Below are 21,203 nucleotides of genomic sequence, written 5' to 3' on the forward strand. Positions count from 1 at the left end.
TTATCTTCTTGACGCCAGAGGGTCCACAGAGCAGCTTGGGACCGGGTTTAAACAGTGAAAGATCACACAATCATGCGCCAGACCGGCCTTCTTACACTCGTTCTTTTCTCGCTTTTCCTCATGGAAGCAACGCCTCTGAGCCGTTCAGCTGCTGCCGAGGAAGAGGACTGGCGTATCCAGCAAAAAAAGGACGGTGGCAAGCTGATCAAATGGTTTCTGGAAGCAACCAGTCTCCGGGACGCTGACGACGAGGAAGAACTCGAAGAAGAGATCGAAGAGGAAAGCCTGACGCGGGAAACCGAACCTCAACCGGAAGCCGGGCCTTCTGACGAGCAACCTGTCACAGATGAACAGGCTGCTCCAGAAACGGAACTTCCGGAGGAAAACCCTGAAAACACAGCCCCCAATGTTTCTGATGAAGCCACAGAACAAAAAGAGGTAACTCCGGAAACACGCCGAGAGGTAACCCCTCTCCAGACGACAACTCTGGATGTTGTACCAGAAACAAAAACAGTGCCGCTCAATACGCTGGAAGCCCTTCCGGCCGTTCCTTCCGGCGGCGCACAGAAGGCGCAGCAGACCGTAGCACAGAACACAACCCTCGAGCTGGCTCCCCTGACCAGGGAAAATCGCTATGATTTCCCGGTTGCTCCCGCTGTTCAGGCCGAGATTGACAGACTTGTCAGGGAGAACCCTGTTGTCGCTTCTGTCGAAGACGAGGATATCACCTGGCGCGACGTCATGGATCAGGCCAGGCGCCTGCCGGAGCACGTCAAACAGGATATCGAGAACCTCTTCCCCGTTCTGATTGACCGGTCAATCGACCTCAAGCTTCTTTCCATTGCCAGCCGCAAGCTTGAACGGGAAAAGGAAGAGGAAAATGAAATCAAAAGGCGAATCCGGCGCACAACAGACCTTGTCTACAGAAGGGATTTCATCGAGCAGGAAATCGAAGCCGGGATCACTGCAGCCATGGTCTATGACCGCTATCTCCGAACAGTCCGGGAACTCAAGACACAGGAAGAAGTGCGCGCGCGCCACATTATCCTTGAAGACAGGGATCAGGCTCTGGCCCTGATCCGGTCCCTTCAGAACGGGGCGGATTTTGACCTCATTTCCCAGCGTTTTTCACAGGCCAGCTCTGCCGCAAGGGGTGGGGATCTGGGCTGGTTCAAACGCGAGGATATGGAAACGGGTTTTGCCAACGCCGTTTTTGCACTCGATGTCGGCGAGATCACAAGCACACCCGTTATCACGGATTTCGGCTATCACATCATCCGCCTCGATGAGCGCAGAGGTCAGAAAATTCCCGAGTACAATGACATCAGACAGGAACTGTTCAGGGAACTGGCCAAGGAGACCCTCAGCACCCGCCTCAGGGAACTGAGAGAAAACAGCGATCTCAAGGTTTTCCCGAAGGAATGAATTCATTCCTGTGACAGCTGTTGCTGAAAAAGCCTTGGAATCGTCACACTTTAAACCTTGCACTCCTGCTGTTCCCACCCCAAACTCTCTGGCACAATTCCATTGCCTTTAAGGAAAGCTCCATGTCAGCAAAATCCCTCCTGATCCCTGTCGTTTCCGTCATTGCACTGGGCGTTGGAGCCTATGGCGGATACAGCTATCGCGGCATGGAGGCCTCCCAACAGGTGGCTGAAACCGTTCAGGAAGACACCAGCACTGTTGTTGCACGGATCAATGGCGAAGACCTCACACGAAATGATGTGCTGGCCCTTGCCTCTGATCTCCCGGAAGATCAGCTGGATGTCCTTTTGCCTGCCCTGATTGACCAGATCGTTGATCTCAAACTGATGGTTCAGGCTGCCGAGAACGCAAAACTGGATCAGACACCCGACGTCGCCAAGCGTCTGGAGGCATCACGCAACAACATCCTTGCAGAGGTTTTCGTCACGGGTGAATTTGACAAGCGCGTAGATGATGCCGCTATCAAAAAAGCCTATGAAGACTATCTGAACAACACACCGACAGAGCGTGAGGTTTCCGCCCGACATATTCTTGTTGAAAGCGAGGAAGAAGCCCAAAAGCTGATTGCAGAGCTGGATGGCGGTGCAGACTTTGTCGAACTGGCCCGTGAAAACTCCATCGGCCCGAGCGCACCGAACGGCGGTGATCTGGGCTACTTCACAGCAGCCCGAATGGTTCCCGAGTTCTCTGCAGCAGCCTTTTCCATGAAACCGGGTGATCACTCCAGCGAACCCGTCAGAACGCAGTTCGGCTGGCACGTTATCAAGGTGGAAGACGAGCGGGAAAGCCAGCACCCTTCCTATGAAGAACTGGAACAGCAGCTGAAACAGCAGCTTTCTCGCGAAGCCTATGAAGCCCTTGTCGCCGAACTCAAGAACGGCGCCCAGATTGAAATCCTGCTGAACAAGCCTGCCGAAGCAGCCAGCGAAGAAAACAAAACAGAGTAACCCTGCTCTGAATCATTTGGAAAAAGCCGGTGCCTCTCTCGGGTTCCGGCTTTTTCTTTACCCGGATTTCCCGTCTTGCAAAGCGCTCTTCTTTAGGGCAACGTTCCCGCAAATTTTCCAAATGTGCCCCTGTTCGAAAGGTCTTTCCCGATGGATCTGCCAAAGTCTCCCCTCGCACCAGAATTCTTCCCGAAGATGCCATCGGTAAAAGGTGTCTCCATGGCAACTGCAATGGCTGGCATCAAATACCAGGGCAGAACAGACCTGCTGCTGATGACCTTTGAGCCGGGCGCCACAATCGGTGGTGTTCTGACCAAATCCCTGACAGCCTCCGCCCCTGTGGAGCTTTGCAGGGAGCACCTGAAAAAGGGACAGGTCAGAGCCATCGTCGTGAATTCCGGAAACTCCAACGCCTTTACAGGGGTTGCGGGACGCAGGGTGACAGAAGAGGTTCTGGAGGCAACAGCCCGACAGCTCGGATGCGATGTCAGCGAGGTTTACATGGCCTCTACCGGCGTCATTGGAGAACTGCTGCCCATCAAAGGCATCCTGGACAATCTGGCCGGTTTGCAGGATCAGCAAACCGGCAATCTCTGGGAAGAGGCTGCCAAAGCCATCATGACCACAGATACCTTTCACAAGGGTGCCTCCCGCACCGCTGTTATCAATGGCGCAACCGTCACAATCAACGGCATCTCCAAAGGTTCCGGCATGATTGCGCCGGATATGGCGACAATGCTGGCATTCGTTGCAACCGATGCAAAACTCCCGGCCTCCGTTGTTCAGGAGCTGATCCGCGAAGGCGCTGACCAGTCCTTCAATGCGATCACCGTCGACAGTGACACCTCGACAAGTGACACCCTCCTGATGGCAGCAAGCGGTGCGGTGAACAACGGAGACATTGCTTCCGCTTCCTCACCTGAACTGGCTGACTTCAGGGCAGCGCTCTTTGATCTGCTCCGGGATCTGTCCCATCAGGTTGTGAAAGATGGCGAAGGGGCAAGCAAGTTCGTTGAAATCGAGGTTACGGGTGCCGAAAGCGAAGAAGCCGCCCGCGCTATCGGACTGAGCATTGCCAATTCGCCCCTGGTCAAGACAGCCATCGCCGGTGAAGACGCAAACTGGGGACGTGTTGTGATGGCCGTCGGCAAGTCAGGCCAGCGCGCGGATCGTGACAAGCTGACCATCGCAATGGGTGGTGTGACCATCGCCAGCAACGGTGGCGCCGTCGAAGGCTATGACGAAGCCCCTGTGACAGAGCACATGCGTGGACAGAACATCTCGATCTCCGTGGACGTCGGTGTCGGTTCCGGCAGTGGCAAGGTCTGGACCTGTGATCTGACACACGGCTATATCACCATCAATGGTGACTACCGCAGCTAGGCCAGACAACGCACAGACAGCGAGAAACAATGTCAGAAACAGAAATGGGCGGCTGCTGGTCCGCCGACCAACGCCAGGAAACACCTCAAAAAATCGTGCTGGTTGCTGCAGCTGCCCTCATTGATACCGATGGACGCATTCTTCTGGCGCAGCGTCCCGAAGGCAAAGCCATGGCCGGTCTCTGGGAGTTCCCCGGCGGCAAGGTTGATCCCGGCGAAACACCGGAGCAGGCTCTTGTCCGCGAGCTTCAGGAGGAACTGGGCATAGATACCCGCACCTCCTGTCTGGCGCCCATTGCCTTTGCCTCTCACAGCTATGACGATTTTCACCTGCTGATGCCTCTTTTTGCCTGCCGGATCTGGGACGGAATTGTCGCCCCCCAGGAAGGCCAGAACATCAAGTGGGTTCATCTGAATCAACTGCGGGACTACCCCATGCCGGAAGCTGATGAACCTCTGGTTGCTTTAATTAGAGAGTTGCTATAAAACACAAACTTGCCGTGAACAGGCCTGACAGGTTTTTCTTGCAGCCACAGAAGGAGACAGATACCTTCTTTTTTTTCGGGCCTGTTCGCCCAACAGTTGAAAGCTCTGCAAGTGTAGTCCGCACAGCGACGAAGAAACTGCTTAAACAAAACAATAAAACAGATTCGAAAGTTGCATTAGATCCAATGTCCAGACAGGTTGTTCGCAATATTACACTCAACGGTCATCGCACGTCTCTCAGACTGGAAGCAGATGTCTGGGAGGCCCTTGAAGAAATCTGTGTTCGCGAGGGCTACACGCTGAACCAGCTGGGGAGCATGATCAACAAGCAGCGCCAGGAATCCTCAATGGCTGCTGCTGTGCGCGTTTTTGTTCTGATGTATTTCCGCTCGGCCGCAACGGAACTGGGTCACGAAAACGCAGGGCACGGCACACTTGAGGACATTGTCTGACCTCTTCCCCTTACAACGGATCCAGAGTTCTGCGAAGGGATCAATCCCTTTCATCAGGCTCCTTCATAAAAAGATCCGTCAGCTTCTGTACCGCAGATCCCGGACGCAGGGGCTGTTGCTGAGCTGTCTGATCCGGACGCCAGCCTCCCAGATAGACAACATCAAAAGACGCTGTTATCCGCCCTTCACCATCCGAGAAGCGTTCGTGGTAAAGCTCGGCCGCCCTGAACAGGGTTTCCTTGCGCATCAGGGTCTTGCGTCGGGCAAGAACAGCATTTGCCTCTCCCATGCCGCGCAAATCCTTCATAAGCTCCAGTGCAGAGGCATAGGTCACACTCAGGGTATCAAAATCCGCAACAGGCAGGGCAAATCCGGCTCTCTGGAGCAGGCCACCCGCATCCCGCACGTCAACGAACGGGGAAACGCGCGGAGACACACCGCCCTCCACTTCCATTTCGGCATCCATCAAAGCTGACCGGAGTTCCTTCAGGGTCTCCCCGCCAAACATGGAAGCCAGGAAAAAACCGTCCGGCCTGAGACAGCGGTTAACCTGCAGTAACAGTCCCGGCAGGTCATTGACCCAATGAAGGGCGAGATTACTGATGATCAAATCAAACTGCCGTTCGCCAAAGGGCAGCACTTCATCATCCGCCACAACAGTCCGGATTGAACAATCTCCCGTCTTGCGTCCGACCTGTTCCGCATCCGTTCCACAGGGGTTCATTTCGAGCAGTTCGCGAACGCCTCCCCGTCCCTCAAGCATCCCCGCCAGTATGCCCTGACGGGAACCGATCTCGAGAGCACAGGGGAAGGGACGGGAAAAGTCCAGCAAACGGTCGGCCAGACGATCCGCGACTTCACGATAGAGAAAATCGTAGCGGCCAAAATCTGCAGCAGCGCGTTTTCGATGCTGCAAAACAGCTTTCCTGTCAAAAATCTGTGCCTGATCCATTGCTCTCTCCCGAAAAACCTCTCTGCACTATGTACGTTTGCCGACCTGCTTCGTCACCCCCTAATGAAAAAAGTCCGGTTTTAAATTTTGCCGCCCGCACCTATCATTGCAGGGCAATGCTTCATCTTTTCAAGGCAATACCAAACAGACTGCTCGACCTCTGCCTGCCGCCCCGCTGCCTGAACTGCGAGGTCGAAACACGCGATCCCCTTGCCCTCTGTCCAACCTGCTGGGAAGCCTTAAGCTTTCTCCACAGCCCGCAATGCAGATGCTGCGGCCTGCCCTTCACGGACAGCCGGCAACAGCAAAACACTCTGTGCGGGCGCTGCATTGCCTCCCCGCCACCCTATACGGCCTGTCGTTCCGCTCTTGTCTACGATGAAGCCAGCAAGCCCGTCATCCTGCGCTTCAAACACGCCGACCGGACAGACAGCGCTGCACTGCTTGCACAGTGGCTCTATCAGGCCGGAACAGAGCTTCTGGAAGCTTCAGACCTTATCATTCCGGTTCCCCTGCATCGCTCCCGCCTTCTCAAAAGACGCTACAACCAGTCAGCCCTGCTGGCCTCTGCCCTCTCCCGCAAAACCGGTATCCCCTGGAAAGGCAATCTGCTGCTCCGCCACAGGAAAACAGAAAACCAGGGGCTGTTCAGCAGGGAGGGAAGACAAAGGAATGTTGCCGGAGCCTTCAACTGTCCTTCCCGATACAAAGAGGTGCTGCAAAACAAATCCGTACTCCTGATCGATGACGTCCATACAACCGGCGCAACGGCGGAAAGCTGTAGCAAAGCCCTGCTAAGGGCAGGCGCACAAAAGGTCAGGGTTCTCACAGTCGCCCGCGTTTTGCCCGGCAGCTGATCCATGAAAAATCACGAATTTGTGTGGTGCATTGAAATAGCAAAATCGATAGGTCATCCTTATGTCTACCAACAGGAAGGCAATCAGAAATTCGGAGCCTTTGTTTCTTTCAGGCTTCATGCCCCCTGTACATTCCCGGCAGAACGCTTAAATTCTGTCGGAAGAGGAGTGAAGACTCCGGGTTTGAGAGGATAAGAGATGACCAACGTTGTAATGTATTCCAGCATGCTGTGCCCCTTTTGCACACGCGCCAAGAAGCTTCTGAAGTCCAAAGGCGTGACCTTTGAGGAAATCGATGTGATGATGCAGCCATTGCGCAAGCGCGAAATGATCGAAAAAGCAAACGGTCGCCGCACAGTGCCACAGATCTTCATCGGCGCAACCCACGTCGGTGGCTGCGACGATCTGATGGAGATGGAAGCTGACGGCAAGCTGGATGCATTGCTGAATGGAAATGCCGCATGACAAAGCTCACTGTTGCCTGTGTTCAAATGACTGCAGATCGGGAGGATGCTCCATCCGTCGCGATGGCCTCGGAACTGATTCGCGAGGCACAGGCAAGAGGAGCCTCCTACATTCAGACCCCTGAATGTACGTCAATGATGGAGCCAAGCAAAAAGCTTCTGCTGGCGAAAGCCTGGCCAGAAGAAGAGCACCCGGCTCTTCAGGCCTTCCAGGCCCTCGCCGCAGAGCTGGGCATCTGGCTCCACATCGGCTCGCTGATTGTGGGATTGCCCGATCAGGAAAAAGCAGCCAACCGTGGTTACATGATTTCTCCCGAAGGCAGGATCACAGCGCGTTATGACAAGATCCACATGTTCGATGTCGACATTCCCGATGGCCAGCGCTATCAGGAGTCAGCAACCTTTGAAGCCGGCAAACAAGCCGTTCTGACAGGGATTGACACACCGGACCATGTCGGTCTGAAGCTGGGCATGACAATCTGCTACGATGTTCGCTTCGGAGCCCTTTACCGCTCCCTGGCAAAGGCAGGAGCGGACATTCTGACGGCCCCCGCCGCCTTTACACGCTTTACCGGACAGGCGCACTGGTCTGTTCTTCAGCGCGCCCGGGCCATTGAAACAGGATGTTTCGTTGTTTCCGCCGGTCAGTGCGGCACACATGCTGAAGGCCGCGAAACCTATGGTCATTCCATCATCGTTGCCCCCTGGGGCGAAGTTCTGGAAGAAGCAGGCGAAGCCCCCTGTGTCATTACGGCAGAGCTTGATCTTGAGCGTGTCCAACAGGCCAGAAACATGGTTCCCTCGCTCAACAACGACCAGGCCTTTTCACTCTGACGGACAACCAGCCGGATCGCTCCGGCCTCAAGACTCCCGAACTGCACAGACCCGCTGCAACACAGGCCCGGCAGGATTCTCGACTTCCTGATAGTGCCTGACCCGCAGGCGCCCGGCGCAAAGCCCCAGCAGCTCCTGGGGCTGCAACAGAAAATCGGGATTGGCCGGACGGCCGTGCTTTTCCTGTCCAGCCATAAAGGTTTCATAAATCAGGAAGCCACCCTCTGTGAGAAGATCCGGCAAAAGCTCCAGCAGCGGCCTGAAAAGATAATTTGTCACCACCACAGCGCCAAAGCGCTGCCTTGCAAAAGAAGGTGCACGGCCGCTTTCGAGATCTTCTTCCAGCAATTCCAGATTGGGATAGCCCTCCAGATCGGCCACACCACTCAAATCCCGGTCCACAGCCGTTACGGCATGACCGTTCATCAAAAAAAACCGGGTGTGCCGACCACGGCCACAAGCCAGATCCAGCACACGGCAATCCGGCTCCAGAAGTGCCGAATGCTCCATGATCCACGGGGAAACCTGATTCACTTTTGGGCTCCTGCTCACAGGGGATTAACAGTCACAAAACTGACTTGCTCTTGCCCGACAGACAAGCCATAACCATGTCAACTGTTCAACACCCTTTTGCTTCCCGAGAGGACCGGGATAGAGGCTTTCTGGACCGACATTCATGATTCTCTTCGATCTGATCTGTGAAAATGGGCATGTTTTTGAAGCCTGGTTCAAGGATTCCGAAGCCTTCGAAAAGCAGGTTGAACTCCAGGCCGTGGAATGCCCGACCTGCCTGTCCAAAACCGTATCAAAAGCCCTGATGGCTCCGAACATCCAGACGAGCAAGCAGAAAAAATCCCTTGATCAGGCCAAGACAGAAACACAACACGAAGCCCTGACGACCCGGCAGGCCATCGAAGAACTGCACAAAACGGTCGAGAAAAACTTCGACTATGTTGGCAGCAGCTTTGCGCAGGAGGCCCGCAAGATTCACCACGGCGAGAGCGAATCGCGCAATATCTATGGTGAAACAACTCCGGGAGAAGCCAAATCACTCGCAGAAGAAGGTGTATCTGTCCTGCCCCTTCCCCCAAAGACGAAATCCGACGCATAGCAAAAAGGGCAGCACCAGCCGCCCTTTTCCGTTCCTTCTGTTCCAGCCCTGCCCGGGTTCTCAGGGCATACGGTTCCAGGCATCCAGTGCTGCAACCTTGTAGGCTTCAGCAAGCGTCGGATAGTTGAAGGTGTTTTCGACAAAGTATTCCAGCGTGCCCTTCAGGTTCAGGACAGCCTGACCAATGTGAATCAGTTCGGTCGCCCCTTCACCCACGATGTGAACACCCAGCAGGCGGTGCGTTTTCAGGGAGAAGATCAGCTTCATCATCCCTGTTTCGAGTCCCATGATCTGCCCCCGCGCTGTTTCGCGGAAATGACAGATACCGCACTCATAGGGAATGCCACGCTCCTGCACCTCTTCCTCCGACATGCCAACCGTGGAAATCTCGGGAACAGCATAGATACCGTACGGGAAATACTCCGGTGCATCATAAGCATCCTGATCAAAGGCATGGCAGGCCACGATTCGCCCCTGCTCCATCGAGGTGGAGGCAAGGCTCGGGAAGCCGATCACATCACCCGCCGCATAAATATGCGGCACATCTGTCTGGAAGTTCTCGTTTACCTTCAGACGGCCACGGTGATCGGTCGTAACACCGGCAGCCTCGAGCCCCAGCTTGCTTGTTGCTCCCATCCGGCCCGCAGAGAAGAGCACCATGTCAGCCTTGACCAGACGCTTGTTCTTCAGATGAACGATGTGGCTTCCGTTATCGGTCGTTTCAATTTCCTCAACCGGCTGGCCAAAGCGGAACGTCACATTCTGCAAACGCAACAGGTGCATGAACTCGTCAATGATTTCACGGTCAATAAAGTCCAGCATGGAATCCCGCGGCTCGATAACAGTCACAGCCACATCCAGCGCAGAGAAAATCGTGGCATATTCAATCCCGATAACACCGGCGCCAATCACAGCCATGCTTCTCGGCAGGTTCTTCAGCTCGATAATCTCGTCACTGTCGATAATCGTTGTTCCGTTGAACGGAATGTAGTCCGGGCGGAACGGATGTGTCCCTGTGGCGATCAGAATCTTGTCCCCGTGGATCTTCGTGCTCTCGCCGTCGTCATGCACCACTTCAAGGGTGTGGGAATCCACAAAATGGGCCAGACCATGCAACCAGTCGACCTTGTTGCGGACAAACTGGTGTTCCAGTGTCTCGACCTCGTGGGACAGGGTCATGTTCAGACGTTCCAGCAGATCGTCCGACGTGATGTTGTCTTTGACCCGATAGGATTTCCCGTAAAAAGTACGCTCTCGCCAACCCGAGAGGTTCAGAACGGTTTCACGCAGTGTTTTACTGGGGAGAGTTCCCGTATGGACAGACACACCACCGATTGCCGGGGATTTTTCGATAACAAGCACCCGCTTGTTCCATTTTGCAGCCTGAATGGCGGCGCGGCGACCGGAAGGACCACTTCCAATCACAACAAGTTCATAGCGTTCCATGGTATCCTGACCAGAGATTACAGATATTCACGAACAACATAGCGGAATCGCCAAAAATCTCAATGATAAAGCCCTCACAAACAACGACGGGAACAGGAATAGTGAAGGAAATTCCTCTTTATCTCCCGAACCGGATATAAAAGAACCTTTCCTTCAAAAGGATCAGAAGATCATGCCCCGAAAGCACACTCCTTTTGAAAGATTCGAACAGTCCGATTCAGAGACAGAAAATCCCTGCTGTCCCGTTTGCGAGCGCCCGCTGCCACAGGGAGAAACCGTCGACAGACATCACTGGATCCCCAAAAGCAGGGGCGGTCGGGACGTCGCCCTCCTGCACAGAATCTGTCACCGCATGATCCATCGCGTTTTCTCCCACAGCGAACTGGAAAGATATTACAATTCCGCCGAGACAATCCGCGAACACCCGGACATGCAGCGTTTCATCAGCTGGGTCCGCAAAAAAGACCCCGGCTACATGGACTGGCCGGAATCAGGCAACCGCTACGGGCGCAACAAAAAACGCAAAAGATAGCCCCGAACAAAAGGCATAAAAAAAGAAGGTCGCAACCTTCTGCCGTCAGTTTCGATGAAAATCACGCGCCATCCGCCACCAGCCATCACTGCTGGCTTCCTGCTCGAGCTCGCTGTCCCAATAGAGGAAGTCCATCCAGCTCTCATGCAGATAGTTCGGTGGAAAGGAGCGACCGTTTTCCTGCAGCTCCCAGACAGATGGCCGGTGAGGCTCGCTGAGCAGCTGCATATTGGCCTGTAGCGGAGACCGGCCACCCTTGAAGAGATTGCAGTCCTGACAGGCAGCCGTGACATTCTCCCAAGTCGTCGGCCCGCCCTGGCACCGGGGTACCACATGGTCAAAAGTCAGCGATTCCACTGGCTTCCTGACACCACAGTACTGGCAGGAAAAATGGTCTCTCAAAAACACATTGTAACGGGTAAAGGCCGGATTGCGGTCAAGATCGACAAAGCTTTTCAGCGCCACAACAGACGGGATTTCCATGGAAAGGCTGGGCGAATGAACCCTGCGACTGTAGGTCGAGACGATCTGGACACGATCCAGAAAGACCGACTTGATGGCCTCCTGCCACGAAATCAGGGACAGGGGGAAATAACTGAGCGGGCGAAAATCCGCGTTCAGCAACAATGCGGGATGATTGGTCGGTCTTGATGCCATCGACACCACGAGAACACCTCTCTCCAGACAGGGGTAAAACAGCAACTCCAGTCCATTCCAGAGTAGCTTGAACACCTCTGAAATACAACATCTTGTGTCAGGGAGATTTAAAACACGCAATCATGACACTGTGCTGTCAAAGAGATTGCAAAGATAAGACAATTCTGAAAAACCCGTTTTTTTCAGGCCAGGCTGCAGGAAAAGTCTGCAACCCTGAACTTTTCAGCCCAAAAAGCAAAAAGGAGCCTCCTTCCGGAAGGCTCCCTGTCTGTCCAGAGCAGAAAAGCGGCTAGGCCTTTTCCGCGTATCCCAGCACTTCCATACAAAAACCGATGCCCATACTGGCACCGTTCTCGTCAATACCGTGCCCCAAGCCATCAATCACCTGCTGGTAAACCGTAAAGCCTTCGCTTTCCAGCGCCTCAACAGCCGCCGGAAGCGCCTGGACCGGAACCACATTGTCTTCAGCACCATGGATCACAAGAACAGGCGGAGTGTTCACCTTTTCCCGGGCCATTTCCCCGGGGCCGATCAGCATTCCGGAATAGGAAATCAGTCCCGCCACACGATCCTTCAAACGTGTCCCCAGATGCAGTGTCATCATTCCGCCCTGGGAAAATCCCATCAGCACCAGACGATCCGCAGACAGATTGTAACGCTTCAGCTCATCTGCGATGAACTGTTCCAGAACCGGGGAAACAGTCCGCATGCCTTCAAGCATCAGATCCTTTTCCCTCTCCTGAAGACTGAACCACTGACGGCCATAGGGAGCCATATCACAGGGAAAAGGAGCATCAGGTGCAACAAAGGCCGCATCCGGCATGGCGTTGGCAAAAAGAGGTGCCAGAGAAATCAGGTCCTGACCGTCAGCACCAAGACCATGCAACATGATCACAAGTTCCTTCGCCGGAGCTCCGGATTTTGGCTCCTGACGTGGCCCGCTCAACGTCGTATCACTCGATGTAGCTTCCGACATGGCTTTCCTTCCAAATCGAGTCTTGCGATGCCCGAGTTCCACGCGGCTTCCAGAAACCTGAAACCTTCGAAAGAGGAACTCCCCAACAGGCAATCACACAATCTTTACAAGAGTTTGCCACTTTTTTTCGCAAAAAGCAAAAAACATTCCTATATAGCACAATCAAGCCACCGCGTCGTGCCTGTAATGATGCCAGAGAAACCTGGCCCCGGCGCTTCTCCACGGCCGCCAAAGCTCCACCAAGCCTCTGATTTCCTTATCATTTGGCCTTTCCTCCAAACCTTTCAGGCGTGCGAAGGAAGCCTGCAGGGCCAGATCCGCTGCCGGAAAGACATCAGGCCGTTTCAGGACAAACAGCAGATAGATTTCAGCCGTCCAGCGCCCAATTCCCTTCACTGCGGTCAGGGCTTTGACAATGGCTTCATCCTCCATGCCATCAAAGGCAGAAAAGTCCAGCCCTCCCCCCTGAACAGTCTCGGCAAGAGAGCGGATATAGGCCTGCTTGGGCCGACTCAGGCCAATGGCCTTCAGGTCTTCATCACTCAAATCCAGCACCCGTTCTGCCGACAGATCAGGAACAGCATTTCTGAAACGGTCCCGGATTGACTTGGCTGCGTGAATGGAAATCTGCTGGGAAATGATCATGTTCACCAGCCCTTCAAAACCGCCCAGCTGGCTGCGGACAGGTGGCACCCCGCAAAGCCTGTAGGCTCTGGCAAAATCCGGATCACATTCGCTCAGGGCTTCAAGGGCAGGAACAAGGCTCTCGTCGGGGAGCGCGTTGACAACCTCTGGATTGGGGGACGGTTTCTTCATTATTTCAAACCTGATCTGGACAGTGTGACGGATAATTTGCAATCTGGGTCTCGAACCTTACAACCATTCAGCCCAGTTCACCAATGCCGATCTTCCGTTTTGCCCCATCACCAAGCGGTCTTCTTCATCTTGGTCACGCGCATTCCGCACTTTTCTCGTGGAGCGAAGCGCAAAAGGCCGGAGGGCGTTTTCTCCTGCGCATTGAGGACATTGACACCACCCGCTGCAAACCGGAATTTACAGAGATTCTCATGGAAGACCTGCACTGGCTGGGGCTTGAATGGGAAACCCCTGTCCGCGTCCAGTCCCGGCACATGAAAGCCTACAGGGATGCCCTGGACAAGCTTGATGCGATGGGCTTGATCTATCCCTGTTTTTGCACCCGCAAAGAGATTCAAAAGGAAATTGCAGAAGCCGGGCGCGCGCCCCACGGCCCGGACGGTCCTCTTTATCCCGGTCTTTGCAGAAATCTGACAGAGCAGGAACAAAAGGAAAGAATTGAGAAAGGACAGATCCCGGCCCTGCGGCTCAACATGAACAAGGCGCTTCAGGCTGCAAAAGCAGAGAAAAGTCCTCTTGTCTGGCAGGACAAAAGAGCAGGAGAACAAAAGGCCACTCCGGAACTTCTGGGTGATGTTGTGCTCGCCCGCAAGGATATCGGGACCAGCTATCACCTCTCTGTCGTTGTCGACGATGCCATTCAGGGCATCACGGAGATCACACGCGGCGAGGACCTTTTCCACGCCACCCATCTCCATCGCCTCCTGCAAGCTCTTCTGGAACTGCCGGTTCCGGTCTGGCATCACCACAGTCTCATTGCAGATGAAAAGGGCCAGCGCCTCGCCAAAAGAAACAATGCCCTTGCCATCAGCACATTGCGGGACTGGGGACACTCTGCCCGTGACGTCAGGGCCATGGCCGGCTTCCCCGATCCAATCTAGGGGCCACAATCAAACCTAGAGCGAACGCGGCGCCCGATCCGCAAAACGATCAGCCACTTCCTTGACGGCCTCCATGACGACAAAGGTGCTGGTTTGCGAAACATGGGGAAGTGCAGAAATCACTTCACCCAGCACACGCCTGTAAGCCACCATGTCCCTGGTTCTGACCTTGAGCAGATAATCAAAGCCCGCCGCCATCATGTGACACTCCTCGATTTCGCGAACCTCACGCGCAGCCTCGTTAAAGGCTGTCAGGGCCGGTGTCCGGGTATCCTCAAGCTTGACCTGCACAAAGGCAACGTGGCTTTCTCCGAGCCTTGATCTTGAAATCAGGGCCGAATAGCCAAGGATATAGCCTTCCTTCTCCAGCCTTTTCACACGCAGTTGGCAGGGTGTTTTCGTCAACCCCACCCGCGAAGCCAGTTCTGTCAGGGTTATCCGGGCATTAGCCTGCAGCTCCCGCATGATCGCACGATCAAAACGGTCGATATTCCCATCACTACTCTCTTTTGAGGACAAAACACAAACTCCTGAATAAAATTACAGGATAATATTCCATATTTTCTCACAAAATAGCCAGAAAAGTCTGCCTATACACTTTAAAATAGTTGTCACAGATTGCGCCCACAGGGAGGCGCGTGGCTGAAAACAGCCATCTCAAAGGATTTCAAAGATGACAACAGACGCCCTTCTTCAGGAACAAAGTGCACAAATCCGTTCTGAAATGCGCGCCCGGATTCACAGCCCGGAAGCAGACATTCTGCACCAGCTGATCTCGGAGGCTGCTCTGGACAAAATGGAACGGGAAGACATTTCGGCAAAAGCAGCCCGCCTTGTCGAAATTGTCCGCGAAAACTCCAAGAACACAATGATGGAGAGCTTCCTTGCAGAATACGGACTGTCGACCAAGGAAGGCGTGGCCCTCATGTGTCTGGCAGAGGCTCTGCTCCGCGTGCCCGATGCAGAAACAATCAACGAACTGATCGAAGACAAGATCACGCCGGGCAAATGGGGTGAACATCTTGGCAAGTCCGCCTCTTCCCTCGTCAATGCCTCGACCTGGGCCCTGATGCTGACAGGACGTGTGATTGCCGAACCGGCTCACCACACAATCGCCAACTCGCTCCGCGGCATGGTCAAGCGGCTGGGCGAACCCGTTATCCGGACAGCCATTGCCCAGGCCATGAAGGAACTGGGTCGCCAGTTTGTTTTGGGACGCGACATTGAAGAAGCCATGGAGCGCGCCCGGAAGCTGGAAAGCGAGGGTTACAGCTATTCCTATGACATGCTGGGTGAAGCGGCGCGCACAGATGCCGATGCAAGGCGCTACCACAAGGCCTACAGCGACGCCATTCATGTCATTGCAAAAGCCTGCAAGGGCGACAGCATTCGCTCCAACCCCGGAATTTCCATCAAGCTTTCTGCCCTGCATCCACGTTACGAGTTCGCCAAGAAGGAACGCGTGATGAAAGAGCTGGTCGAGCGTACAAAAACGCTGGCTCTGGAAGCCAAGCGGGCCAACATGGGCTTTAATATCGACGCAGAGGAAGCAGATCGCCTTGATCTGTCCCTTGATGTGATCGAAGCCGTTCTGTCCACGCCTGCCCTCGCAGGCTGGGATGGTTTCGGCATCGTTGTCCAGGCCTATGGCAAACGCGCGAGCCACACACTTGACTGGCTGTACAATCTCGCCCGCAGACTGGATCGCAAGATCATGATCCGGCTGGTCAAGGGAGCCTACTGGGACACCGAGATCAAGCTGGCCCAGACGCTCGGGACAAAGGATTTCCCTGTCTTCACACGCAAGGCCAACACAGACGTGTCCTACCTCTGCTGTGCCCGCAAGCTGCTGAAAATGACAGATCGCATCTATCCGCAGTTTGCCACACACAACGCGCACACCGTTGCCTCCATCATGCACTTTTCCAGACACGGAGAAACCCGCAACGACATCTCGGCCTTCGAGTTTCAGCGTCTCCACGGCATGGGGGAATCACTCCATGATGCTGTCCTCAAAAAGAAAGGCGATATCCGGGAAGGTGGCGCCCGCTGCCGCATCTACGCCCCCGTTGGTGCACACCGCGACTTGCTGGCCTATCTGGTTCGCCGTCTGCTTGAAAACGGCGCGAACAGCTCTTTTGTCAACCAGATCGTTGACGAGAGCATTACCCCTCAGGACATCGCAGCAGACCCCTTCGTGACAGTCGGGGAGCTTCTGAAGGATGGTCACAATCTCATCGAAAACCAGGGCATCGCCAAACCGGCGGATATCTTCGGCAAGGACCGTCTGAATGCCAGGGGATGGGAGCTGACAGACCCTCTGGATGTGGAAGAAATCAACACAGGCCGCAACCCCTTCCGCAGCCATCAATGGAACACCAGACCACTGATTGCCGGAACTGTTGAAGGCCTGCCCGCCAAAACAGTGCTCAACCCCGCCGATCCGGCGGATCAGGTCGGCACCATCGTCGAGGCCAGCGAAAGGGACATTGAAACAGCCCTCCAGGCCGCCGTGGAGGGTGCCGGGGTCTGGGGAAGAACCCCTGCCCGCGAGCGCGCGGCATGCCTGCGCAAAACCGCTGATCTTTTTGAACAGCACGCCATGGAGTTTTTTGCCCTGGCCTGCCGCGAAGCGGGAAAGATTGCCCTTGATGCCGTTGGTGAAATCCGCGAGGCCGTCGACTTCTGCCGCTTCTATGCCAGTGAATGCGAGCGCCTGGGGGATGTCGCCGAAGGGCGTGGAGTGATCGGATGCATCTCCCCCTGGAACTTCCCGCTGGCAATTTTCTCCGGACAGGTGCTCGCCTCTCTGGCTGCAGGAAACGCCGTGCTCGCAAAACCCGCTGGCCCAACCGTTCTGATTGCAACTCGCGCAACAGAGCTGATGCATGAAGCCGGTATTCCCAAGGCCGCGATGCAGCTCCTGCCCGGGAGTGGTCGCACAGTCGGAACAGCCCTGACTTCCGATCCGCGTATTTCCGGCGTCTGTTTCACCGGCTCCACAGCAACAGCCCAGCATATCAATGGCGTTATGGCGGGAAGTCTGGAACCGGATGCTCCCCTGGTTGCGGAAACGGGGGGTCTCAATGCCATGATCGTGGACTCGACAGCCCTGCCGGAGCAGGCTGTGCGGGACATCCTCGCCTCGGCCTTCCAGTCAGCGGGACAGCGCTGTTCAGCCCTGCGCATGCTTTACGTCCAGAATGACATCAAGGACCGTTTCCTCGAGATGCTTTACGGGGCCATGGACGAGCTGGAAATCGGCAACCCCTGGGCCCTGTCTGTTGATGTCGGCCCCGTTATTGATCAGGCCGCACATGATGGTATCGAGGCGCACTGCTCCAAATTCGCAGACAAGGGTCAGGTCCTCAAACGTCTGGCCAAACCGGAATACGGTCTCTTTGTTCCCCCAACAGTAATCGGCCTGAATTCCATCTCGGAGCTTGAAGAGGAAATCTTCGGCCCTGTTCTTCACGTTGCCGGTTTTGAGGCAGACGAACTGGACCAGGTCATTGATGATATCAACGCCAGGGGTTTTGGCCTCACCTTTGGTCTGCACACCCGGATCGATTCCCGTGTCGATCACATCATCAACCGCATCAGGGTTGGCAACATCTACGTCAACCGCAACCAGATCGGTGCCGTTGTCGGCAGCCAGCCCTTTGGCGGGGAAGGCCTCTCGGGAACCGGACCCAAAGCCGGAGGCCCGAACTATGTTGCCCGTTTCTGCAAGGAACAGGCTCCCTACACCGGCAATCCGGCAAATCCGCCACAAACAGCTGCTGTACTGGAGACCGGCACTGTCCAGCAGGCTCTGGACAGGCTGAACCCCGCAGAATGGACCAACAGGGAAGACCGCCTTGAACGGCTCCTGCAGCTGGATCACCTGTCTGAAGAAACACGCAAGAGCCTGCAATCCCTTGATCTGTCCAGCAAGGACCTGCCGGGACCAACAGGCGAATCCAATCGCCTGTCCCTGAACCCGCGCGGGACTGTCCTCTGCCTTGGGCCAGGCGTCCGGGATCTGGAATGGCAAATCACACACGCCCTGCTGACAGGCAACGCCGTTGTCGCTATCGCAGCCCCCGACGTGATCCGCGAACTCTCCTCCCTTGAGCAGACTGATCTTCCTCTCGAACTGCTTTCCGGGCGAATTGATGCCACATCACTCACGGCACTGGACGGCATTGATGTTGTCGCCTCCCGCGATCCGGACAGCACTTTCCTGCAACAGTGTCGTCAGGCTCTGGCCGCAAGAAACGGAGTTCTCATCCCGCTTGTTTCAGGTCTAAATCCTGTTCGCTTTGCCCTGGAGCGTCATCTCTGTGTTGATACTACAGCCGCCGGAGGTAATGCAGCACTTCTGGCACAGGCAAGCGTATGATCTTGACTGTTCAACACCTTCCCTGTTGACAGTCAAATACTTGAAGCGAGAGGGCAAATTCTTGCCTTCTCGCTTTTTTCCTTTGCCAAAATTCCACCTCTGAAAACCATTTCTAAAAATTTGTTTACCTCTTTCACAAAGCCCCTATAATTTACTTCGCTCACGGGCCACAGAATGCCCGGAGCTAATAAAAATAAGTTTAGGGAGGCAATCAAATGACGGGCTCTGACTTCAAGGCCTGGCGCAAAGAGCGCAAGCTGACTCAGGAACAGGCTGCCAACATCTTCGGACGCAGCCGGAGACAAATCATCAATTGGGAAAAAGGCAGCGCCGTTCCGCAAATTCTGGAACTGGCATGCAGGGGGTACGACAGTGCCTCGTCCCGCGTTGGTTTGAACGCCTGATCTTTTCCAGAAATATAACGGGTCGAAAAGCTTTTCTGTATCAACAAACAAGTTGACTCCTTGTTCAGGAAAGCTATATTCCCGACACATTGGACCGGAAGCCTCATGGTTTCCGGCCCTTTCATATATGCCATTTTCGGTTCAGGACAGTGCAAACTGTCAGGTTCGGGGATTGCATCAACGCCTTATCAATAGCTTAAGTGACCGATATGTTTGCAGTAATCAAAACTGGTGGCAAGCAGTACAAAGTCCGCAAGGACGACGTGCTTGTCGTTGAGAAGCTCAACGCAGAAGCTGGTGCTTCCGTTGACTTTAACGAAGTACTGATGATCGGTGACGGTGAAAAAGCAACCATTGGCGCGCCTGTAGTGGACGGTGCCGTGGTCAAGGCTGATGTGGTTGAGCAAACGCGTGGTGACAAGGTTGTCATCTTCAAGAAAAAGCGCCGCAAAAACCATCGCCGTAAAAACGGCCATCGCCAGCACCTCACTGTCATCAAAGTAACCGACATCGCTGGCGGCAAATAAGCCCGACGCGTAGATAAACACAGGAGTATTTCCTATGGCTCATAAGAAGGCCGGCGGTAGTTCCAGAAACGGACGCGACTCAGCGGGTCGTCGTCTGGGTGTCAAGAAATTCGGCGGCGAATCCGTCGTTCCTGGCAACATCCTCGTGCGTCAGCGCGGCACCAAGTTCCACCCTGGTGAGAACGTTGGCATGGGTAAAGACCACACAATCTTCGCAAAGGTCGAAGGTTCCGTGGTTTTCCGTGAGCGCGCTGGTGGCCGCAAGTACGTCTCTGTTCAGCCGTCTGCCTGATACCAGGCCCCGGCTGTTACCAGACAGGCCTGCCTGTTTGCTGACAGAGTAAAGTTTCAAAAAGGGGGAATGGTTTTACCGTTCCTCCTTTTTGCTGTTGAATAACAAGCCTGCCTCTGTCCGGACACGACAGGGCACCTCAAGCAAAGAGCATCGGTTATGAAGTTTCTCGACGAAGCAAAAATCTACGTAAAAAGCGGCTGGGGCGGTAACGGCTGTACGTCTTTCCGTCGCGAGAAATATATCGAGTTCGGCGGCCCCAACGGTGGTGACGGCGGCAAGGGCGGCGATGTTATTCTCGAGGCTGTCAACAACCTCAACACCCTGATTGACTTTCGCTATGCCCAGCACTTCAAGGCCAAGCGCGGAGAGCACGGCAGAGGAAGCGACATGACAGGTGCCGGGGCTGACGACCTCGTTATCAAGGTTCCTGTCGGGACCGTCATTCTGGACGAGGACAAGGAAACCGAGCTCGTCGACATGATCGAGGAAGGACAGCGCCATACACTCTGCAAGGGTGGTGATGGCGGCTGGGGCAATGCCCGTTTCAAGACCTCGACAAACCGCGCGCCCCGTCGTTCCGATCCCGGCCACCCCGGCGAGGACATGTGGGTCTGGCTGCGCCTCAAGCTGATTGCGGATGCAGGTCTGGTCGGGCTTCCCAATGCGGGCAAGTCCACCTTCCTCTCCTGCGTTTCACGCGCCAAGCCGAAGATTGCCGACTACCCCTTTACAACACTGCACCCCAATCTGGGTGTCCTTTACCGCCACGGGCATGAATTTGTTGTTGCCGATGTTCCCGGACTGATCGAGGGCGCAAGCGAAGGTCACGGTCTGGGCACGCGCTTTCTGGGCCACGTTGAGCGCTGCGGAACCCTTCTGCATCTCGTCGATGTGACCTCTGAAACCTACATCGAGGATTTCCACGTCATCCGCAACGAACTGGAAGCCTATGGCAACGGCATTGACACCAAACCTGTCGTCCTTGCCATGACCAAGGTTGATTCCCTGACGGACGAAGCCCTTGCTGAATGCGAGGCAAGACTGAAAGAGGCCTCCGGTCAGGAAAAAATTCACCGCATGTCTGCCATTCTGGGCGAAGGCGTTGACGGTGTACTGGATGAAATGCTGCAAAACATTCTGGATGATCGCGCAGCCATTCTCGCAGCAGAAGAGGAAGAGAAAGGCCCGCAACCCTATTCACCAGTGTAAACACCTGTTGAATTCGGCCCCTTTCCTCTCTCTTTTGAAATGCGAT

At 54.9% G+C, this 21,203-nt stretch carries 23 protein-coding genes; 15 read left to right on the plus strand and 8 right to left on the minus strand.

Features of this window, described 5'->3' with window-relative positions; genetic code table 11:
• Positions 1-54: 54 nt before the first annotated feature.
• The 5 genes from AAAH10_RS03220 to AAAH10_RS03240 all read left to right on the plus strand — a co-directional run bounded on the left by AAAH10_RS03220 (position 55) and on the right by AAAH10_RS03240 (position 4,752).
• Positions 55-1,425 (plus strand): peptidylprolyl isomerase, encoded by a 1,371-nt coding sequence (locus tag AAAH10_RS03220; protein WP_343560480.1) that lies wholly within the window; start codon positions 55-57, stop codon positions 1,423-1,425.
• Between the two features lie 122 nt (positions 1,426-1,547).
• A complete protein-coding gene (locus AAAH10_RS03225; RefSeq protein WP_343560482.1) occupies positions 1,548-2,432 on the plus strand; it encodes a peptidylprolyl isomerase in 885 nt (294 codons plus the stop codon).
• A gap of 195 nt (positions 2,433-2,627) precedes the next feature.
• Positions 2,628-3,815 (plus strand): bifunctional glutamate N-acetyltransferase/amino-acid acetyltransferase ArgJ, encoded by a 1,188-nt coding sequence (gene argJ, locus AAAH10_RS03230; RefSeq protein ID WP_343560484.1) that lies wholly within the window; start codon positions 2,628-2,630, stop codon positions 3,813-3,815.
• Between the two features lie 29 nt (positions 3,816-3,844).
• Positions 3,845-4,300 carry an 8-oxo-dGTP diphosphatase MutT gene (mutT, locus tag AAAH10_RS03235; protein WP_343560486.1) on the plus strand — a complete coding sequence of 152 codons (456 nt, stop codon included), beginning with the start codon at positions 3,845-3,847 and terminating at the stop codon, positions 4,298-4,300.
• 185 nt (positions 4,301-4,485) lie between these two features.
• Entirely contained in the window at positions 4,486-4,752 is a 267-nt protein-coding gene (locus tag AAAH10_RS03240) for a ribbon-helix-helix domain-containing protein (protein ID WP_343560488.1), read from the plus strand.
• A gap of 40 nt (positions 4,753-4,792) precedes the next feature.
• Here AAAH10_RS03240 and AAAH10_RS03245 read toward each other — a convergent pair whose 3' ends face one another.
• Entirely contained in the window at positions 4,793-5,704 is a 912-nt protein-coding gene (locus tag AAAH10_RS03245; RefSeq protein WP_343560490.1) for a methyltransferase domain-containing protein, read from the minus strand.
• A gap of 116 nt (positions 5,705-5,820) precedes the next feature.
• Here AAAH10_RS03245 and AAAH10_RS03250 point away from each other — a divergent pair, with 116 nt between their 5' ends.
• The 3 genes from AAAH10_RS03250 to AAAH10_RS03260 all read left to right on the plus strand — a co-directional run bounded on the left by AAAH10_RS03250 (position 5,821) and on the right by AAAH10_RS03260 (position 7,859).
• A complete protein-coding gene (locus tag AAAH10_RS03250) occupies positions 5,821-6,561 on the plus strand; it encodes a ComF family protein (protein ID WP_343560492.1) in 741 nt (246 codons plus the stop codon).
• 198 nt (positions 6,562-6,759) lie between these two features.
• A complete protein-coding gene (gene grxC, locus AAAH10_RS03255; RefSeq protein ID WP_343560494.1) occupies positions 6,760-7,026 on the plus strand; it encodes a glutaredoxin 3 in 267 nt (88 codons plus the stop codon).
• A complete protein-coding gene (locus AAAH10_RS03260) occupies positions 7,023-7,859 on the plus strand; it encodes a carbon-nitrogen hydrolase family protein (protein ID WP_343560496.1) in 837 nt (278 codons plus the stop codon). Before grxC ends, AAAH10_RS03260 begins: the two co-directional genes overlap by 4 nt.
• A 27-nt stretch (positions 7,860-7,886) precedes the next feature.
• Here the strand turns inward: AAAH10_RS03260 and AAAH10_RS03265 are convergent, their stop codons facing one another.
• The gene (locus AAAH10_RS03265; RefSeq protein WP_343560498.1) at positions 7,887-8,393 is read right to left on the minus strand and encodes an SAM-dependent methyltransferase; all 507 of its coding nucleotides are present in this window, start codon (positions 8,391-8,393) and stop codon (positions 7,887-7,889) included.
• Positions 8,394-8,535: 142 nt separating this feature from the next.
• On the opposite strand from AAAH10_RS03265, the gene AAAH10_RS03270 reads away from it, so the two are divergent.
• Positions 8,536-8,970 carry a DUF1178 family protein gene (locus AAAH10_RS03270; protein WP_343560500.1) on the plus strand — a complete coding sequence of 145 codons (435 nt, stop codon included), beginning with the start codon at positions 8,536-8,538 and terminating at the stop codon, positions 8,968-8,970.
• A 60-nt stretch (positions 8,971-9,030) separates the two neighbouring features.
• On the opposite strand, the gene sthA is transcribed toward AAAH10_RS03270, so the two are convergent.
• Entirely contained in the window at positions 9,031-10,416 is a 1,386-nt protein-coding gene (gene sthA, locus AAAH10_RS03275; protein ID WP_343560502.1) for a Si-specific NAD(P)(+) transhydrogenase, read from the minus strand.
• Between the two features lie 172 nt (positions 10,417-10,588).
• Between sthA and AAAH10_RS03280 the strand changes: the two genes are divergently transcribed.
• Positions 10,589-10,948: an HNH endonuclease gene (locus AAAH10_RS03280; RefSeq protein WP_343560504.1), complete on the plus strand. Its 360-nt coding sequence runs from the start codon at positions 10,589-10,591 to the stop codon at positions 10,946-10,948.
• Between the two features lie 45 nt (positions 10,949-10,993).
• Here the strand turns inward: AAAH10_RS03280 and AAAH10_RS03285 are convergent, their stop codons facing one another.
• From AAAH10_RS03285 to AAAH10_RS03295, 3 genes are all read right to left on the minus strand, one after another.
• Positions 10,994-11,605, minus strand: a complete 612-nt coding sequence (locus AAAH10_RS03285; protein ID WP_343561328.1) for an HNH endonuclease — start codon at positions 11,603-11,605, stop codon at positions 10,994-10,996.
• Positions 11,606-11,894: 289 nt separating this feature from the next.
• Complete coding sequence (locus AAAH10_RS03290) at positions 11,895-12,581, minus strand: alpha/beta hydrolase (protein ID WP_343560506.1); 687 nt, start codon at positions 12,579-12,581, stop codon at positions 11,895-11,897.
• Positions 12,582-12,743: 162 nt separating this feature from the next.
• Positions 12,744-13,397, minus strand: coding sequence for a DNA-3-methyladenine glycosylase family protein (locus AAAH10_RS03295; RefSeq protein WP_343560508.1), 654 nt, complete (start codon positions 13,395-13,397; stop codon positions 12,744-12,746).
• Between the two features lie 83 nt (positions 13,398-13,480).
• Between AAAH10_RS03295 and gluQRS the strand changes: the two genes are divergently transcribed.
• On the plus strand, positions 13,481-14,338 hold the full coding sequence (gene gluQRS, locus AAAH10_RS03300; protein ID WP_343560509.1) for a tRNA glutamyl-Q(34) synthetase GluQRS: 858 nt from the start codon (positions 13,481-13,483) through the stop codon (positions 14,336-14,338).
• A 15-nt stretch (positions 14,339-14,353) separates the two neighbouring features.
• On the opposite strand, the gene AAAH10_RS03305 is transcribed toward gluQRS, so the two are convergent.
• Entirely contained in the window at positions 14,354-14,857 is a 504-nt protein-coding gene (locus AAAH10_RS03305) for an Lrp/AsnC ligand binding domain-containing protein (protein ID WP_343560510.1), read from the minus strand.
• Between the two features lie 154 nt (positions 14,858-15,011).
• On the opposite strand from AAAH10_RS03305, the gene putA reads away from it, so the two are divergent.
• Positions 15,012-18,722 (plus strand): bifunctional proline dehydrogenase/L-glutamate gamma-semialdehyde dehydrogenase PutA, encoded by a 3,711-nt coding sequence (gene putA, locus AAAH10_RS03310; protein ID WP_343560511.1) that lies wholly within the window; start codon positions 15,012-15,014, stop codon positions 18,720-18,722.
• A 32-nt stretch (positions 18,723-18,754) separates the two neighbouring features.
• Here the strand turns inward: putA and AAAH10_RS03315 are convergent, their stop codons facing one another.
• Positions 18,755-19,177, minus strand: coding sequence for a hypothetical protein (locus tag AAAH10_RS03315; RefSeq protein ID WP_343560513.1), 423 nt, complete (start codon positions 19,175-19,177; stop codon positions 18,755-18,757).
• A gap of 158 nt (positions 19,178-19,335) precedes the next feature.
• On the opposite strand from AAAH10_RS03315, the gene rplU reads away from it, so the two are divergent.
• The 3 genes from rplU to obgE all read left to right on the plus strand — a co-directional run bounded on the left by rplU (position 19,336) and on the right by obgE (position 21,157).
• A complete protein-coding gene (gene rplU / locus AAAH10_RS03320) occupies positions 19,336-19,653 on the plus strand; it encodes a 50S ribosomal protein L21 (protein ID WP_343560514.1) in 318 nt (105 codons plus the stop codon).
• A 34-nt stretch (positions 19,654-19,687) separates the two neighbouring features.
• The gene (rpmA, locus tag AAAH10_RS03325; RefSeq protein WP_343560516.1) at positions 19,688-19,945 is read left to right on the plus strand and encodes a 50S ribosomal protein L27; all 258 of its coding nucleotides are present in this window, start codon (positions 19,688-19,690) and stop codon (positions 19,943-19,945) included.
• A gap of 159 nt (positions 19,946-20,104) precedes the next feature.
• The gene (gene obgE / locus AAAH10_RS03330; RefSeq protein ID WP_343560518.1) at positions 20,105-21,157 is read left to right on the plus strand and encodes a GTPase ObgE; all 1,053 of its coding nucleotides are present in this window, start codon (positions 20,105-20,107) and stop codon (positions 21,155-21,157) included.
• Positions 21,158-21,203 lie beyond the last annotated feature (46 nt).

The organism is Carbonatibacter coralli (assembly GCF_039592655.1).
Taxonomy (GTDB): Bacteria; Pseudomonadota; Alphaproteobacteria; order Kiloniellales; family Kiloniellaceae; genus Carbonatibacter; species Carbonatibacter coralli.

What these genes read in the sequence shown, in the direction of transcription:
- AAAH10_RS03225 (WP_343560482.1), top strand. Translation starts at nt 1,548, where the DNA reads ATGTCAGCAAAATCCCTCCTGATCCCTGTCGTTTCCGTCATTGCACTG.
- argJ (WP_343560484.1), top strand. Translation starts at nt 2,628, where the DNA reads ATGCCATCGGTAAAAGGTGTCTCCATGGCAACTGCAATGGCTGGCATC.
- mutT (WP_343560486.1), top strand. Translation starts at nt 3,845, where the DNA reads ATGTCAGAAACAGAAATGGGCGGCTGCTGGTCCGCCGACCAACGCCAG.
- AAAH10_RS03240 (WP_343560488.1), top strand. Translation starts at nt 4,486, where the DNA reads ATGTCCAGACAGGTTGTTCGCAATATTACACTCAACGGTCATCGCACG.
- AAAH10_RS03245 (WP_343560490.1), bottom strand. Translation starts at nt 5,704, where the DNA reads ATGGATCAGGCACAGATTTTTGACAGGAAAGCTGTTTTGCAGCATCGA.
- AAAH10_RS03250 (WP_343560492.1), top strand. Translation starts at nt 5,821, where the DNA reads ATGCTTCATCTTTTCAAGGCAATACCAAACAGACTGCTCGACCTCTGC.
- grxC (WP_343560494.1), top strand. Translation starts at nt 6,760, where the DNA reads ATGACCAACGTTGTAATGTATTCCAGCATGCTGTGCCCCTTTTGCACA.
- AAAH10_RS03260 (WP_343560496.1), top strand. Translation starts at nt 7,023, where the DNA reads ATGACAAAGCTCACTGTTGCCTGTGTTCAAATGACTGCAGATCGGGAG.
- AAAH10_RS03270 (WP_343560500.1), top strand. Translation starts at nt 8,536, where the DNA reads ATGATTCTCTTCGATCTGATCTGTGAAAATGGGCATGTTTTTGAAGCC.
- sthA (WP_343560502.1), bottom strand. Translation starts at nt 10,416, where the DNA reads ATGGAACGCTATGAACTTGTTGTGATTGGAAGTGGTCCTTCCGGTCGC.
- AAAH10_RS03280 (WP_343560504.1), top strand. Translation starts at nt 10,589, where the DNA reads ATGCCCCGAAAGCACACTCCTTTTGAAAGATTCGAACAGTCCGATTCA.
- AAAH10_RS03285 (WP_343561328.1), bottom strand. Translation starts at nt 11,605, where the DNA reads ATGGCATCAAGACCGACCAATCATCCCGCATTGTTGCTGAACGCGGAT.
- AAAH10_RS03290 (WP_343560506.1), bottom strand. Translation starts at nt 12,581, where the DNA reads ATGTCGGAAGCTACATCGAGTGATACGACGTTGAGCGGGCCACGTCAG.
- AAAH10_RS03295 (WP_343560508.1), bottom strand. Translation starts at nt 13,397, where the DNA reads ATGAAGAAACCGTCCCCCAATCCAGAGGTTGTCAACGCGCTCCCCGAC.
- gluQRS (WP_343560509.1), top strand. Translation starts at nt 13,481, where the DNA reads ATGCCGATCTTCCGTTTTGCCCCATCACCAAGCGGTCTTCTTCATCTT.
- putA (WP_343560511.1), top strand. Translation starts at nt 15,012, where the DNA reads ATGACAACAGACGCCCTTCTTCAGGAACAAAGTGCACAAATCCGTTCT.
- rplU (WP_343560514.1), top strand. Translation starts at nt 19,336, where the DNA reads ATGTTTGCAGTAATCAAAACTGGTGGCAAGCAGTACAAAGTCCGCAAG.
- rpmA (WP_343560516.1), top strand. Translation starts at nt 19,688, where the DNA reads ATGGCTCATAAGAAGGCCGGCGGTAGTTCCAGAAACGGACGCGACTCA.
- obgE (WP_343560518.1), top strand. Translation starts at nt 20,105, where the DNA reads ATGAAGTTTCTCGACGAAGCAAAAATCTACGTAAAAAGCGGCTGGGGC.